At 73.4% G+C, this 14395-nt stretch carries 14 protein-coding genes; 9 read left to right on the top strand and 5 right to left on the bottom strand.

The window, feature by feature from the left end:
* Positions 1-70: 70 nt before the first annotated feature.
* From ACGFRB_RS28035 to ACGFRB_RS28020, 4 genes are all read left to right on the top strand, one after another.
* The gene (locus ACGFRB_RS28035; protein ID WP_363008731.1) at positions 71-982 is read left to right on the top strand and encodes an MBL fold metallo-hydrolase; all 912 of its coding nucleotides are present in this window, start codon (positions 71-73) and stop codon (positions 980-982) included.
* A gap of 281 nt (positions 983-1263) precedes the next feature.
* On the top strand, positions 1264-2289 hold the full coding sequence (locus ACGFRB_RS28030; RefSeq protein WP_393246968.1) for a phosphotransferase family protein: 1026 nt from the start codon (positions 1264-1266) through the stop codon (positions 2287-2289).
* A 6-nt stretch (positions 2290-2295) separates the two neighbouring features.
* Positions 2296-3510 carry an acyl-CoA dehydrogenase family protein gene (locus ACGFRB_RS28025; protein ID WP_393246966.1) on the top strand — a complete coding sequence of 405 codons (1215 nt, stop codon included), beginning with the start codon at positions 2296-2298 and terminating at the stop codon, positions 3508-3510.
* A 161-nt stretch (positions 3511-3671) separates the two neighbouring features.
* The gene (locus ACGFRB_RS28020) at positions 3672-3866 is read left to right on the top strand and encodes a hypothetical protein (RefSeq protein ID WP_393246964.1); all 195 of its coding nucleotides are present in this window, start codon (positions 3672-3674) and stop codon (positions 3864-3866) included.
* Positions 3867-3945: 79 nt separating this feature from the next.
* On the opposite strand, the gene ACGFRB_RS28015 is transcribed toward ACGFRB_RS28020, so the two are convergent.
* Positions 3946-4539, bottom strand: coding sequence for a TetR/AcrR family transcriptional regulator (locus tag ACGFRB_RS28015; RefSeq protein WP_393246962.1), 594 nt, complete (start codon positions 4537-4539; stop codon positions 3946-3948).
* A gap of 282 nt (positions 4540-4821) precedes the next feature.
* The gene (locus ACGFRB_RS28010; protein ID WP_393246960.1) at positions 4822-5595 is read right to left on the bottom strand and encodes an SDR family oxidoreductase; all 774 of its coding nucleotides are present in this window, start codon (positions 5593-5595) and stop codon (positions 4822-4824) included.
* Positions 5596-5880: 285 nt separating this feature from the next.
* On the opposite strand from ACGFRB_RS28010, the gene ACGFRB_RS28005 reads away from it, so the two are divergent.
* The 4 genes from ACGFRB_RS28005 (at position 5881) to ACGFRB_RS27990 (ending at position 10832) form a co-directional block, all read left to right on the top strand.
* Positions 5881-7155 carry an exo-beta-N-acetylmuramidase NamZ domain-containing protein gene (locus ACGFRB_RS28005; protein ID WP_393246958.1) on the top strand — a complete coding sequence of 425 codons (1275 nt, stop codon included), beginning with the start codon at positions 5881-5883 and terminating at the stop codon, positions 7153-7155.
* 123 nt (positions 7156-7278) lie between these two features.
* Positions 7279-8643 (top strand): erythromycin esterase family protein, encoded by a 1365-nt coding sequence (locus ACGFRB_RS28000; protein ID WP_393246956.1) that lies wholly within the window; start codon positions 7279-7281, stop codon positions 8641-8643.
* A gap of 155 nt (positions 8644-8798) precedes the next feature.
* Positions 8799-10049, top strand: a complete 1251-nt coding sequence (locus tag ACGFRB_RS27995; protein ID WP_393246954.1) for a serine-threonine protein kinase — start codon at positions 8799-8801, stop codon at positions 10047-10049.
* Positions 10050-10202: 153 nt separating this feature from the next.
* Positions 10203-10832, top strand: a complete 630-nt coding sequence (locus ACGFRB_RS27990) for a hypothetical protein (RefSeq protein WP_363008749.1) — start codon at positions 10203-10205, stop codon at positions 10830-10832.
* A gap of 264 nt (positions 10833-11096) precedes the next feature.
* Here the strand turns inward: ACGFRB_RS27990 and soxR are convergent, their stop codons facing one another.
* Positions 11097-11561, bottom strand: a complete 465-nt coding sequence (gene soxR, locus ACGFRB_RS27985) for a redox-sensitive transcriptional activator SoxR (protein ID WP_361227884.1) — start codon at positions 11559-11561, stop codon at positions 11097-11099.
* 287 nt (positions 11562-11848) lie between these two features.
* On the opposite strand from soxR, the gene ACGFRB_RS27980 reads away from it, so the two are divergent.
* Entirely contained in the window at positions 11849-12310 is a 462-nt protein-coding gene (locus ACGFRB_RS27980; RefSeq protein ID WP_393246952.1) for a MaoC family dehydratase, read from the top strand.
* On the opposite strand, the gene ACGFRB_RS27975 is transcribed toward ACGFRB_RS27980, so the two are convergent.
* On the bottom strand, positions 12301-12993 hold the full coding sequence (locus tag ACGFRB_RS27975) for a TetR/AcrR family transcriptional regulator (protein WP_363008753.1): 693 nt from the start codon (positions 12991-12993) through the stop codon (positions 12301-12303). The two genes, ACGFRB_RS27980 and ACGFRB_RS27975, sit on opposite strands and share 10 nt — an antisense overlap.
* A gap of 186 nt (positions 12994-13179) precedes the next feature.
* On the bottom strand, positions 13180-14340 hold the full coding sequence (locus tag ACGFRB_RS27970; RefSeq protein ID WP_393246950.1) for an acyl-CoA dehydrogenase family protein: 1161 nt from the start codon (positions 14338-14340) through the stop codon (positions 13180-13182).
* Positions 14341-14395 lie beyond the last annotated feature (55 nt).

The following is a 14395-nucleotide window of genomic DNA, read 5'->3' as shown; positions in this document are numbered from 1 at the left end:
CACTTCCCCCTGGCCTGAATCGACTGGCACTCTTCCCCTGTCCAATCGGGCTCTCAACCGGGGGAATCCCTTGTCTGCCACCGCTCCTTACGTGGTCACGCTCGCGCCGCGGGTCCATGCCTTCATCCAGCCCGACGGCGGCTGGTGTCTGAACAACGCCGGTTTCCTCGGCGACGCCGACGAGAGTCTGCTCGTCGACACCGCCGCCACCGAGCGCCGCGCCCGGCTGCTGCGGGACGCCGTCCTCGGTGCGGGGCTCGCCCTGCCCCGCACCATCGTGACCACGCATCACCACGGCGATCACACCTACGGCAACGGGGTGTTCCTCCCCGAGGCCCGGATCGTCGGACACGCGAGCTGCCGCTCCGAGCAGCTCGCGGCCGGTCACCAGCTCCATCAGATGTGGCCGGCCAACGATTTCGGGCACATCGAGATCGAGCCGCCGCACCTCACCTACGAGGGCCGGCTGACGCTGTACGTCGGGGACACCGAGGTCCGGGTGATCCACCCGGGTCCGGCGCACACCATCGGCGACTCGATCGTCCATCTCCCGCGGCACGGCATCGTGTTCACCGGCGATCTGGTCTTCAACGGGGGCACCCCGTTCGTGCCTATGGGCTCGCTCGCCGGTTCGCTGCGGGCCCTCGACCTGCTGCGCGCGCTGGACGCGGAGATCGTGGTGCCGGGCCACGGCCGGGTCACCGACCCCTCGGCGTACGAGCCGACCGAGCGCTATCTGCGCTGGGTGACGGAGCTCGCGGAGCAGGGCTGGGCCCGGGGGGACTCCCCGCTGGAGACGGCGCGCAAGGCCGACCCGGGCGAGTTCGGGACCTGGCCGGAGAGCGAGCGTCTGGTGGCCAATCTGCACCGCGCGTACTCGGAGCTGGAGGGGCTGCCGGAGGGTCACCCGCTGGACCCGGTGGCCGTGTTCACGGACATGACCGTCATGAACGGCGGCCGGCCGGTGGCCTGCCACGCCTGAACGGCCCGGCCCGGCGCCGGCCGGCCCACCCGCCGTCCGGCGCCCCGCTCTCCCCCGGGCACCGGCCCCCGCACCCCTGGGGCCGGCGTCCGGGGGTCCCATGGCCGGGTGCCGGAGAATCCCGTGTCAGAGAGTCCCGTGGCCGGGCGCGTTCAGGGATCACCGGGACCGCGCCCGCAGGTTCCACCGGCGACCTCCATGGGTCCCGGAACACCCCTCTGGACGACATACCGACTGGTCGGTCATGATGAGCGCGACGCCGACCCCGGAGGTACGCCCGCATGAGTTCCGCCCTGCCAGGCCTCGACCCCGAGCGGCTGCGCCGCTTCCTCGACCGCGAGCGGCCCGGACTGGTCGCCGGCCCCCTGGAGGCCCGGCTGATCGAGGGCGGCCGGTCGAACCTGACGTACACGGTGACCGACGGCACCGGCCGCTGGGTCGTCCGCCGGCCCCCGCTCGGCCATGTCCTCGCCACCGCGCACGACATGCGGCGCGAGCACCGGGTCGTCAGCGCGCTGCGCGACACCGCCGTACCCGTGCCGGGGACGGTCCTGCTGTGCGAGGACGAGTCGGTGCTCGGCGCGCCGTTCTACGTCATGGAGTTCGTCGACGGCGTCCCGTACCGCTCGGCCGCCGAACTCGCCCCGCTCGGCGCCGACCGCACCCGCGCCGCCGTCCTCGGTCTCGTCGACACCCTCGTCGATCTGCACGCCGTCGACCCGGCCGCCGCCGGGCTCGGCGACTTCGGGCGCCCCGACGGCTTCCTCGACCGGCAGCTGCGCCGCTGGGGCAAGCAGCTCGCCGCGTCCCGGGGCCGCGAACTGCCCGGCATCGACGAGCTGCACACCGCCCTCGGCCGGAGCCTGCCCGACTCCCCCGCGCCCACCGTGATCCACGGCGACTACCGGCTCGACAACGTCCTCGTCGGCCCCGACGAGGAGATCAGGGCCGTCCTGGACTGGGAGATGTCCACGCTCGGCGACCCGCTCACCGACCTCGGTCTGCTGGTCATGTACAGCACCCCGCTCGACCTGCCGGACTCCCCCATCTCGACCACCGCCGCGGCCGCCGGCCACCCCGCCGCCGCCGAGCTGGTCGAGCGCTACGCCGCCCGCTCCGGCCGCGACACCGGCTCCCTCGCCTGGTACACCGCCTTCGCCTGGTTCAAGCTCGCCGTCATCCTCGAAGGCATCCACTACCGCTACACCCTGGGCCAGACCGTCGGCGCGGGCTTCGACCGCATCGGCGAACTCGTCCCCCTCTTCATCGAGCACGGCCTCACCACGCTCCGCGGCCAGGAAGGCTGATCCGCCATGGACTTCGCGTTCGACGCCCGCACCGAGGAACTGCGGGCAAGGCTCCTCGCCTTCATGGACGAGCACGTGTACCCCGCCGAGGCCGTCGCCGAGGAGCAGCGGGCCGCGCTCGCCTCGCCCTGGGACGTACCGCCGGTCGTCGAGGAGCTGAAGGCCGAGGCGCGCCGCCGGGGCCTGTGGAACCTCTTCCTGCCGGACACGGAGTACGGGGCCGGGCTCACCAATCTCCAGTACGCGCCGCTCGCCGAGATCACCGGCCGCAGCCCGCAGCTCGCGCCCACCGCCACCAACTGCGCCGCCCCGGACACCGGGAACATGGAACTGCTCGCCCAGTTCGGCGACGAGGCGCAGAAGAAACAGTGGCTGGAGCCGCTGCTCGCGGGCGAGATCCGGTCGGCGTTCGCGATGACCGAGCCCGAGGTCGCCTCGTCCGACGCGACCAACATCGAGACCCGGATCCGGCGGGACGGGGACTCCTACGTCGTCGACGGCCGCAAGTGGTACATCTCCGGGGCGCTGCACCCCGATTGCCGGATCTTCATCGTCATGGGCAAGACCGACCCGGACGGCGCCGACGTGCGCCGCCAGCAGTCGATGATCCTGGTGCCGCGTGACACCGCCGGTGTCGAGGTACGGCGCGCGATGCGGGTGTACGGGTACGAGGACCACTACCACGGCGGTCACGCCGAGGTCGTCTTCGACCAGGTCCGGGTCCCCGCCGCGAACCTGCTCGGCGAGGAGGGCGGCGGCTTCGCCATCGCCCAGGCCCGCCTCGGGCCGGGCCGGATCCACCACTGCATGCGGCTGATCGGGATGGCCGAGCGGGCGGTCGAGCTGATGTGCCGGCGCGCGGTCTCCCGTACGGCCTTCGGCAAGCCGCTCGCCCAGCAGGGCGTCGTACAGAACTGGATCGCGGACGCCCGGGTGACGATCGAACAGCTGCGGCTGCTCGTCCTCAAGACGGCCTGGCTGATGGACACCGCCGGCAACCGGGGCGCCCACACCGAGATCCAGGCGATCAAGATCGCCACCCCGCGGGCGGTCGTCGGCATCATCGACCAGGCGGTGCAGCTGTACGGCGCGGGCGGCGTCTCGCAGGACACCCCGCTCGCCGAACTGTGGGCGGCGGCGCGGACGCTGCGGCTGGCCGACGGGCCGGACGAGGTGCACCAGCGGTCGCTGGCCCGCCGGGAGCTGAAGCGTTACGCCTAGGCCGGTCCGACGGGCCAGGGCTGCGGCCGTCGACTCCCAGGCCGTAACGAGCCTGGGCACGGAGGGAGTTGACGGCGCGCGTATGGTGGAGGGGAATCGCATCGACGCCCGCCCGCGCTGTGAGCCGGGTGGCCGAACGGGGGAAGAAAGGTGCGTGCCCGATGACGATCGGGCTCCTCTCCACGATTGCCGCCGCGCTCTACACGGGCACGGTCTCGCTCCTCGCTCTGACCGCGACCTTCGCCCGGCGTCGCACGCTGCGCCGTGAAGCGCGCAGCACCCTTGCCGTCCTGATGCCGGGAAGGCCGGTGGAGTCACAGCAGACGGCCCCGTCCGCGGGAGGTCCGAACAGCTGACCGTCACGGCGAGAAGCGGCCGGGCACCGGGCCGAGCCGGGTGCCACAGCCTCGCCGCGCAGGGACCGGCGGACAGCCCCTACGGGCGCAGGGCGCGCAGCAGGAGGTCGGCGAGGTGGTCGGCCACCTGCTGCGGGGTGAGCGGTCCGTCCGGGCGGTACCAGGTGGACAGATGGTGGACCGAGCCGAAGTGGTAGTCCACCACCAGGTCGGCCGGGGTCGCGCCGGAGAACACCCCGGCCCGCTGGCCCTCTTCGATCAGGGCGCGAAACCGCTCGTGGTAGCGCCGCCGTTCGGCCCGCACCTGCAGGTTCTTCTCCGGGCTGAGGTGGTGCATGGAGCGGAAGAAGATCGCCGCGTCGTCGAGGTTCTCGATGGTGGTGACGACGACGTCGGCGGCCGCGTCACGCAGCCGGCGCTCGACCGGGGCGTCGGCGCCCGCGAAGGCGTCGAGCCGCTCCTGCTGGAGACGCAGTACACGCGCGTAGACCTCTTGGAGCAGGTCTTCCTTGGAGCCGAAGTAGTGGTAGAGGGCGCCCTTGGTGACGCCGGCCGCCTCCACGATCTCCTGGACGGAGGTCCGGTCGTAGCCCTGCTCGGCGAAGAGCCGGGTGGCGGCGGCCAGCAGCCTCTGGGGGACGGGCGTTCCGCTCCCGTCCGTCGTCCTGGCCATGCCGCTCCGCCTCTCTCGCCTGCCGCCGCCGTCGCGGCGACCGCTGTCTTCCGGTACCTGTCGCCCGGGACCCGTCGCCCCGCTGCCGGGCCCGCGGTGCGCGGTCCCGTACGGGGGTCCTCCACAAGGCCGCGCGCGGCGGCCCGTACGGGAATCTTCCCACTTCCCGCCGGGGCGGACTGCGGCAGGACCAGGCTCGCCCGGGCGGCCGCCGGTCACCCGCCCTCCGTCCGCCGGTGGCCGGGCGGAGGCGGGACGGAGACCGGGCCGGTCAGCGGTCCGTCATCCGTCCGCAGCCTCCCAGGTCCGCTGGACGCGGTTCATGCCCCCGATCCACCGCTCGGGGTCGGCGGCCCTGGCCTGGTAGTACCCGGCGACCTCGGGGTGCGGCAGGACGAGGAAACGGTCGGTGGCGATGGCGTCGAGCAGTGCGTCGGCGACGGCCTCGGGCTCGATGGCGCTGGGGGCGAGGACGAGTTCGCCGGCCGATCCGGCGGCGTCGAGCATGTCCGTACGGACACCCTGCGGGCAGATCGCGTGCACCTTCAGACCGCGGTGGCGGTAGGTGAGGGAGAGCCATTCGGCGAAGGCGTACGCGCCGTGCTTGGAGACGCTGTACGGAGCGGCGCCGATCATCGTGAGCAGTCCGGCGGCCGACACGGTGGAGACGAAGCGGCCGCTGCCGCGTTCCAGCCACTCGGGGAGCAGGGCGCGGGCGGCGCGTACATGGGCCATGACGTTGACGTCCCAGGCGGCGGCCCACACCTCCTCGTCGGCGAACGCGTCGCCGGGCGAGCCGAGTCCGGCGTTGGCGCACCAGATGTCGATGCCGGCGCCGGTCGCCGCGAGCGCGGCGCGGGCCTCGTCGACGACGGTGGAGGCGTCGCCGGGCACGGCGAGGGCGCCGATCTCGTCGGCGACGGCCCGGGTGCGGCCGGGTTCGAGGTCGTTGACGACGACCCGCGCCCCCTCGGCGGCGAACCGGCGGGCGAGCGCGACGCCGATGCCGCCGGCCGCACCGGTCACGACCACTCCCTTGCCCTGGAGCGCGCTCATCGGGTCCACCTCTCCTCGGATCGCGGGTCGGGGCCGGTCCGCGGTGCCGGTCCTCGGGGTCGCGGGGCCGTACGACTCGTACAGTTCCGTGCGATCCCGTGACCACCGTCGACACGCGGCCGCAGACTGGCGCCCGCGCAGACTAACCGGTCGGTACGGAGCCGGGGAAGAGCCGCACCCGGCGCTCCCGCCGGGGGATTCCTCGCGCACGCCTCCTCCCGCGAAGGCCCGGCGGACGCTAGCGTGCGTGCCCATGTCAGGGAAGGCGATCAAGGAGGTTTCTTCATGAGCCTGTCCAGGCGGGGTCCGTCCCGGCGTGGTCTGCTGGCCGCGGGGGGCGGCATCGTGGCGGCGGCGGGAGTGGGGGCGGGCGCGGCACCAGCGGCGGCGGACGCACCGCTCGGCAAGGGCCGTTCGGTGCGCACCGGCTTCGACCGGCTCGCCGCCGGCGGTTACGCGCGGCTCGCCGGGCAGCGCGTCGGCGTGGTCACCAACCCGACCGGCATCACCGCCGAAGCCCGGCACCTGGTGGACGTGATGCACGCCGACGAACGGGTCGACCTGGTCGCCGTCTTCGGCCCCGAGCACGGTTTCCGGGGGACGGCGCAGGCGGGCGGATCGGAGGGCCGGTACGACGATCCGGCCACGGGGCTGCCGGTCTACGACACGTACACCAAGAGCGGGCAGCCGCTGGCGGACGTGTTCACGGCCTCCGGGGTCGACACGGTCGTCTTCGACATCCAGGACGTCGGCGCCCGCTTCTACACGTACATCTGGACGCTGTACGACTGCATGGAGGCGGCCGCGCTCGCCGGGAAACGTTTCGTCGTCCTGGACCGGCCGAACCCGGTGACCGGGCGGGCGGCCCTCGGCCCCGTGCTCGACCGGGCGTACGCGACCTTCGTGGGCCGCGAACCGATCGCGCAGGCGCACGGGATGACGGTCGCGGAGCTGGCCCGGCTGTTCAACGCGGAGTTCCTGGCGAAGCCGGCGGCCCTGGAGACGGTGGCCGCGACCGGCTGGCACCGGGCGGACTTCTTCGATACGACCGGGCTGCCGTGGGTGCCGCCGAGCCCCAACATGCCGACGCCCGACACCGCGCTGGTCTACTCCGGCACCTGCCTGTTCGAGGGCACCAACCTCTCCGAGGGGCGCGGCACCACCCGGCCGTTCGAACTGCTCGGCGCGGAGGGGATCGACGGGGCGTGGGCGGAGGCCGCCAACGCGCTCGGGCTGCCGGGGGTGCGCTTCCGGGAGGCGTATTTCGCGCCGACGTTCTCGAAGTTCCAGGGGAAGACGGTGGGCGGGGTGCAGCTGATGGTGCACGATCGCGCCGCCTTCGATCCGGTACGGACCGGGATCGCGCTGCTCGTGACGGCGCGGCGGTCGTGGCGCGGGTTCGCCTGGCGGCCGGACAACTGGATCGACAAGCTGACCGGTTCGGCGCGGGTGCGCACGATGATCGACGCGGGGGCGCCGGTGGACGAGGTCGTCGGGGCGTGGGAGGCGGATCTGAAGGCGTTCCGGGCGATGCGGAAGGCGTATCTGATGTATCACTGACGGCCCGCCGAGACGGCCGGGCGGGGGCCTGCGGGGCGGGGGCTCGCCGGGTAGGGCTGTCCCCCTGGAGTGACGGGTGGGGCCGGGATGGTCCCGCCCGCGGCCGGCGGCGAGGCTGGGGCCATGAACACGTTACGCACCCGCCGCCGCTTCCTCCGCCCGCTCGCCGCCCTGCTGGCCGCCGTCGCCGTCGGCCTTCCGACCCCCGCCGCCACCGCCACCGCCGCCACCGGACGACCGACGTCCGCCCCCGACCCGGCGCGCGAACTCCGCTCCGCCGCAGGGCCGTTGACCGACGTCCCGACCCTGGAGCGGATCGTCGGCTCGGCCAAGGTGGTGGGGATCGGCGAGGCCACCCACAGCTCCACCGAGTTCTTCGCCGCCAAACACCGGATCTTCGAGGAACTGGTCGAACGGCGCGGGTTCACCACCTTCGCGCTGGAGGCCAACTGGAGCACCGGCCTGCTCGTCGACGACTACGTCCGCCACGGCCGGGGCGACATCGCCACGATCATGCGGGACGAGTTCCAGAACTCCTACGCCTTCTGGGACACCGCCGAATACCTGGATCTGTTCACCTGGATGCGCCGGCACAATCTGCGCCACCCGGAGCACCCGGTCCGCTTCATGGGCAACGACCTCGGCTACGCGGGCCCGAACCTCTTCGACAAGGTCACCGACTACGTGGCCCGCACCCGTCCGGCCCTGCTCCCCCGCTTCCGCGAGCTGTACCGCACCTCGCGGCCGACCGGTGACGACGTCGACGCCTGGATGAACGCGTACATGTTCAAGCCGGGTGCCGAACGGCGCGCGATGGGCGAGAACGTCCGGCAGGCGCTCGACCTCCTCCAGCGACAGGGCCCGGCGGGCCCGGACCGCGCGGCGCGCGAGGCGTACACCTGGGCGGTGCAGCACGCCCGGGCCATCGCCCAGGTCGGCACGGAGTATTCCTACGACTTCATGACCGACGAGGGTGTCGCCGGGGCCATGCTCTACCGCGACCGGGTCATGGCCGAGAACACCGCGTGGTGGCAGCGGCACACCGGCGACCGGATGGTGCTGTCCGCGCACAACGACCACGTCGGCTACCGCTCGACGCTCCCCGACACGTACCCGCGCACCCAGGGCTCGTTCCTGCGCGACGCGCTCGGCCGCGACTACGTGGCGCTCGGATCGGCCTTCGGGCAGGGCTCGTTCAACGCGCACGACTCGCGGGAGGAGGGCGAGCCGGTACGGACGTTCACCGTCGGGCCGCTGGGCGCGGACAGCAACGCGGCCGTCCTGGACCGGGTCTCGGACCACCCCTTCCTGCTCGACCCGCGCCGGGCCACCCCCGCGGCGCGGACCTGGCTGGCCACCGCGCGACCGACCCGGTCGATCGGCACCACGTACCCGTGGGCGGGCGACGTGTCCAACGTGTCGCTCTCCCGTTCCTTCGACGCGGTCGCGTACTTCCCGCGGATCTCGGCGGCGAGGCTGCGCCACTGACGTCCGGCCGACGACTGGCCGGCGCCGCGCGCGGGAAGAATCCCGGCGGACGCCCGTGGCCGGGCCGCGGCGAGAGTCCCCTGAACGGCCGGGGCCCCGCGCCGTGCCGTCCCGGCTCGCGGGCGAGGCGCACCTCGACGCGGAGGGACGGGGCCATGGCCAAGACGGTGACGAGTGTCGGGCCGTACCAGCAGATCGTTTTCGACAAGGACGGCGACGGCCCGGCCGGGCAGGCGCGGGCGCTCGCCGCGCTCGCCCGGCAGGGATGCACGGACCTGGTGGTGTTCACGCACGGCTGGAACAACACGCCGTCGTCGGCCACCGGGCTCTTCGACCGCTTCCTCGCCCCCTTCCCCCGGGTGGCGGGCAAGGCGGCGCGGCTCGGGTACGCGGGCGTGGTGTGGCCCTCGATGATGTTCTCCGACGAGCCGGTGCCCGACTACGCGGCGGTGGCCCGGGTCGTGCCGGAGCGGGCGGCGGTGGTCGCCCGGCTCGCGGAGCTGGCCGGGGCGGAACCGGCGGACGAGGCCGCGTTCACGGAGTTCGCGGGGCTGCTGCGGGAGTTGGCGGGGGTGGCGGACAGGCCGGACCCCGCGTCCGGTCCCGGCACCGGCGGCATAGGCAGCGGAGTGGAGGCGCCGGGGTTCCTGGTCGGCGATCCTCGGACGGTGTACGCGATGTTCGCCGACGCGCACGACGCCGCAGCGGGCACGGGGGCGGGGGCGGCGTCGGACCCGGGGGCGGCCGAGTTGTTCGGCGGCGATCCGGTGAAGCGGCTGTGGCGGGGCGCCAAGGAGGCCCTGCGGCAGGCGACGTACTACACGATGAAGCGCCGCGCGGGGGTGGTCGGCGAGCACGGGCTCGGTCCGCTGCTCGGCGAACTCGCCCGGTTGGCGCCGGGGTTGCGGGTCCATCTGACCGGGCACAGCTTCGGCGGCCGGCTGGTCGCGTACGCGCTGCGCGGACTGCCCGAGGGCATGCGGACCGTGAAGTCGGTGACGCTGCTTCAGGGCGCCTTCTCCCATTACGCGTTCACCGACCGGGTGCCGTACGGCAAGGCCCGGCCCGGCTCGCTGCCGGGGCTCCAGGCGCGGATCGACGGGCCACTGGTCGCCTGCCATTCCGCGCACGACACCGCGCTCGGGATCTTCTACCCGCTGGCGTCCCGGGTGGCCCGGGACGACGACTCGCTGCTCGGCGACGACCGCCGCTGGTGGGCCGTGGGCCACGACGGCGTCCAGGCCGTCCCGGGCACGGCCGCCGTCCCGCTGGCGGCGGCGCTGCGCGACGGGCTGCCCGCCTCGGGCTGTGTGAACGTGGACGCCGCCGCCGTGGTGTCCGAGCACAGTGACATCTGCCACGAGGAGCTGGCCCGGGTGGTGGCCCGGGCCGGGCGCTTCGCCTGAGGTGGGACAGGGTGCGGTGGGGCGGGACACCGGTGCGTCGGCCGGGCTTCGGTGTCCCCCATACGAGTGATCGAATCAATAAATGGAACAGGAAAGGCCGTTCGTTCGTCCCTCTGATGACGCCGAAGTGTCAGCGACGGAGGGTGGCAGGACATGGCCGGGTTCCGAAGTCTCGCGGGACAGGTTCGCGATCCGCGGTGCGACACGGCCTTGCGCCGTTACGCGCTGCGCAAGTGCCTGGAGCGGTTCGCGCCGTACGGTCACCGGGCGACCTGGGATCATCTGTGCCGCAGGCACGGCTTCGGCCCGGAGGACCGGGACGCCGATCCGGCGCGGTTGGTGGCCGCGCTGGAGGAGCTGGAGCGGGCCCGGGCGATCTGGCTCGCGTACGAGACGGAGTACGCCGAGCGGCGGCGGCTCGAGAAGCGCGACGGGCTGCGCAGACCGGCCGCGCTCGACGCCTGGCACCGCCGGATCTGGGGCGGCAACGGGGTGGCCCGGTGTGACGACCCGGACCGTCATCCGGCGGAGTCGCTGCCGGAGGTGATGGACCGGCTGGTGACCGCGCTGCGGCGGGGCCCGGGCGATGGATGCCCGGTGTGCGCGGGGGCCCGCGTCGAGTGGCGCACGGGAGGCACGGGGGACGAACCGTGGTTCGGGCCGGTGTGCGCGGACTGCGGCATACGCATACCCCGCCCCGTCCTGGCACCCCGGTCCCGGACGCGCACGCGCGAGGAGGGTGCGCGCGAGGAGGCCGTCTCCCGGCTGGTACGGGCGGCGTGAGCCCGGCCCCGCGTACGCCGCTCCCCCGGCGACCTCGCGGTTCCTCGTCCGCTCGGCCGCACGGCTCGTCGTACGGTCCGTGGCGCGGTTCGCCGTGCGGTCGGGCGTACTGTCAGGCTCGCGGTCTGTCGCACGGCCCGTCGTGCGGTCCGGCAGGGCATCGGTCCTGCCGGTGCTCCGCCGAGGGCGCCGGCGAAGAGGGCGAGGCCGACCGCCGGTCGACCGTCGTGCCCGCCCCTTTTCCGCCCTCGGCTCCTTCCGCGCTCAGCTCTTTCTGCGCTCGCCCAGCAGGCGCGAGCCCGTGATCTGCTCGCCGAAGACGTCGTCGGGGTTGGACAGCACGCAGGTCTCCAGCGACAGACAGCCGCAGCCGATGCAGTCCGTCAGGTGGTCGCGCAACCGCCCGAGCCGGCTTATCCGTTCGTCGAGTTCCGCCCGCCAGGCCTTGGAGAGCCGGGCCCAGTCCTCGTGGGTGGGGGTGCGCTCCTCGGGCAGCTGGGCGAGCGCCTCGCGCACGGTGGCGAGGGGGATGCCGACGCGCTGGGCGGCCCTGATGAAGGCGACCCGGCGCAAGGTGTCCCGGCAGTAGCGGCGCTGGTTGCCGCTGGTGCGGCGACTGGCGATCAGCCCTTTTGACTCGTAGAAGTGCAGGGCCGAGACGGCCGCTCCGCTACGCGCGGACAGCTGGCCGACGGTGAGCTCTTGGATCTTCTCGGGAATCTGCGGCACCCACCCGACCCTACGTCAACCCCCGTTGGACGCAGGGGTCGTGGTCCGGACCACCATCGGTCCGCCGCCAGCCCGCCACTGGTCCGCCGCCGGCCCGCCGCTGGTCCGCGCACGGGTGGCGAGCAGCCCCCGCCCGGATCGCGGCCGGTCCGGGGCCGGACCACCACCCGCCCCGGACCGGCACATTGACAGGACGCCACCCGCCCCACAACATGCTGAGCAGTCGCTTAGGCGTATGCGTCCCGTGTGCGCCCGCGTTCGAGCAGGAGCACGAAAGGGAGCGGAACATGGCCGAGCCGAGGATCTTCACCTCCGCCGAGGAGCTGCGCGCCGCGGTCGGCGAGCAGTTGGGGTACAGCGACTGGCTGGAGATCGAGCAGGACCGCATCGACCGGTTCGCCGACGCCACCGGCGACCACCAGTGGATCCATGTCGACCCGGAGCGCGCCGCCGCCGGCCCCTTCGGGCGGACGATCGCGCACGGCTATCTGACGCTGTCGTTGCTGCCGGCGCTGGTCCCGCAGGTCATGCGGGTCGAGGGCATGAAGATGGGCCTCAACTACGGCACCGAGAAGGTCCGTTTCCCCGCCCCGGTGCCGGTCGGCTCCCGGCTGCGCGCCACCGCCGTGCTCACCGAGGTGCGGGAGGCCGGCGGCGGCGTGCAGGTCACGGCGAAGGTGACCGTGGAGCGCGAGGGCGGCGACAAGCCGGTGTGCGTCGCCGAGTCGGTGTCCCGCTACTACTTCTGAGCCCCGGCCCCGTCCGCCCCCGCGCCCGCACTCGCGTCCGCCCCGGCGTCCGTACGGGCGCCCACCATCCGCAGCACGAGGTCGGCGTAGAGCGCGCCGACCTCGTCGGCGGTGCGCCGGCCCTGGGTGGTGAACCAGCGCGAGACGTCGATGCAGAGGGAGAGCACGGCGACGGTCGTCCCGGCCACGTCCGGGACGTCGAACTCGCCGCTCGCCACGCCCTCCTCGATGATCCGCCGCACCGTCGCGTCCGACTCGCGGCGCAGCGCCACGATCTCGGTGCGGTGCTCGGGGACGAGCGCGTCCAGCTCGTACTGCACGACCCGGGCGGTAGTGTGCCGCTCGGCGTGCCAGCGGACGAAGGACCGGACGGCGGCGGCGAGGCGCTCGGCGGCCGTCCCGTCGTCGGCGGCGGCGTCGCGCAGGATCTCCAGGGCCTTGTCGTGCCCGATCCGGCTGATCCGGTGGAGCAGCTCTTCCTTGGTCTTGTAGTGGATGTAGAGCGCGGCCGGGCTCATCCCGGCGCGGCCCGCGATGTCGCGGGTCGTGGTGGCGTGGTAGCCGCGCTCGGCGAACGCCTCGACGGCCGCGATCAGCAGACGCCGGGCGGCCTCGGGTGTGACCTCGACCCACGGAGTGTCCTCGCCGCCGGGCGTCTCCTCCGTCTCCTCCGCCGCGCTCATCGCACTCTCCTCTTCGGGCCGTCACAGGGACGAACACCATACAACGAAGGTGAGCAAGCGCTTAGAGGCTGACGGGGCAGGTCACGCCCGTCCACGGGGGAAACGAGACCCGGGCCGGGAGGCGGACCGGGAGGCGGGACCGCCCCCCGCCCGTGTCCATGGACGCACCCATGGCCCTACTCGGACTCAGAACGCGGAGACGCCCGTCAGCGCCCGCCCGATGATGAGCTTCTGGATCTGGCTCGTGCCTTCATAGAGGGTCATCACACGGGCGTCGCGCAGCAGCTTCCCGACCGGGTACTCGTCGATGTAGCCGTAGCCGCCGAAGACCTGGAGGGCGTTGTTCGCGGCCCGGACGGCGGCCTCGGAGGCGTACAGCTTGGCCTTGGAGGCGGCGGTGGCGAACTCCTCGCCCCGGTCGATCAGATCGGCGACCCGCCAGGTGAGCAGCCGGGCGGCGTCGACGTCCACGGCGATGTCGCTGATCAGCTCCTGGACCAGCTGGTACGAGGCGATGGGCCGGCCGAACTGTTCGCGCTCGCCGGCGTAGCGCACGGCCGCGTCGAGCGCGGCCTGGGCGATCCCGACGCAGCCGGCGGCGACCGACATCCGGCCCTTGGCGAGCGCGGACATGGCGACGGCGAAGCCCTTGCCCTCGGGGCCGAGGAGCGCGCTCTCGGGTACGCGGACGTCGTCGAGGAGCAGTTCGGCCGTGGCCTGGCCGCGCAGGCCGAGCTTGCCGTGGATGGCCCGGCGGGTCAGGCCGGGGGTGTCGGCGGGGACGAGGAAGGCCGAGACGCCCCGGTGGCCGGGGGTGTCGCCGGTGCGGGCGAAGAGCAGGACGACGTCGGCCCAGGTGCCGTTGGTGATGAACATCTTGGTGCCGCTGATCGCGTACGTCCCGGTGGCGGGGTCGTGGACGGCGCGGGTGGCGAGGTTCCCGGCGTCGGAGCCGGTGCCCGGCTCGGTGAGGCCGAAGCAGCCGAGGGCGTCACCGGAGGCGAGCCGGGGCAGCCAGGTCCGATTCTGCTCCTCGTCGCCCCAGGCCGCGATGGTCTTGGCGACCAGGCCGAGGGAGACGGAGACGATGCCCCGGACGGCGGAGTCGCCCCGGCCCAGCTCCTCGGTGACGAGGCAGTACGAGAGATGGTCGCCGCCCGAGCCGCCGTACTCCTCGGGGAGGGTCAGCCCCAGGAAGCCGACCGCTCCGAGCTTCTTGACGAGGGCCCGGTCGACCTGCTCGGCGCGGTCCCAGGCGGTGGCGTGCGGGGTGATCTCGCGGGCGACGAAGTCCTCGGCGAGCCGCCGTATCGCCGTCTGCTCCTCGCTGAGCCCCAGGTCCACCACGCCACCCGCCCCGTTTAATTAACACTGCTAGTTTTATGGGTCCCGCCTACTATGT

It is taken from the genome of Streptomyces sp. NPDC048718 (genome assembly GCF_043198875.1).
Lineage (GTDB): Bacteria > Actinomycetota > Actinomycetes > Streptomycetales > Streptomycetaceae > Streptomyces.
Note: the sequence above shows the minus strand (reverse complement) of the source record. Positions and strands in the feature narration are given on the sequence as shown.

Coding starts and splice junctions, on each gene's coding strand:
- ACGFRB_RS28030 (WP_393246968.1), top strand. CDS start 1,264: ATGAGTTCCGCCCTGCCAGGCCTCGACCCCGAGCGGCTGCGCCGCTTC.
- ACGFRB_RS28025 (WP_393246966.1), top strand. CDS start 2,296: ATGGACTTCGCGTTCGACGCCCGCACCGAGGAACTGCGGGCAAGGCTC.
- ACGFRB_RS28020 (WP_393246964.1), top strand. CDS start 3,672: ATGACGATCGGGCTCCTCTCCACGATTGCCGCCGCGCTCTACACGGGC.
- ACGFRB_RS28015 (WP_393246962.1), bottom strand. CDS start 4,539: ATGGCCAGGACGACGGACGGGAGCGGAACGCCCGTCCCCCAGAGGCTG.
- ACGFRB_RS28010 (WP_393246960.1), bottom strand. CDS start 5,595: ATGAGCGCGCTCCAGGGCAAGGGAGTGGTCGTGACCGGTGCGGCCGGC.
- ACGFRB_RS28005 (WP_393246958.1), top strand. CDS start 5,881: ATGAGCCTGTCCAGGCGGGGTCCGTCCCGGCGTGGTCTGCTGGCCGCG.
- ACGFRB_RS28000 (WP_393246956.1), top strand. CDS start 7,279: ATGAACACGTTACGCACCCGCCGCCGCTTCCTCCGCCCGCTCGCCGCC.
- ACGFRB_RS27995 (WP_393246954.1), top strand. CDS start 8,799: ATGGCCAAGACGGTGACGAGTGTCGGGCCGTACCAGCAGATCGTTTTC.
- ACGFRB_RS27990 (WP_363008749.1), top strand. CDS start 10,203: ATGGCCGGGTTCCGAAGTCTCGCGGGACAGGTTCGCGATCCGCGGTGC.
- ACGFRB_RS27980 (WP_393246952.1), top strand. CDS start 11,849: ATGGCCGAGCCGAGGATCTTCACCTCCGCCGAGGAGCTGCGCGCCGCG.
- ACGFRB_RS27975 (WP_363008753.1), bottom strand. CDS start 12,993: ATGAGCGCGGCGGAGGAGACGGAGGAGACGCCCGGCGGCGAGGACACT.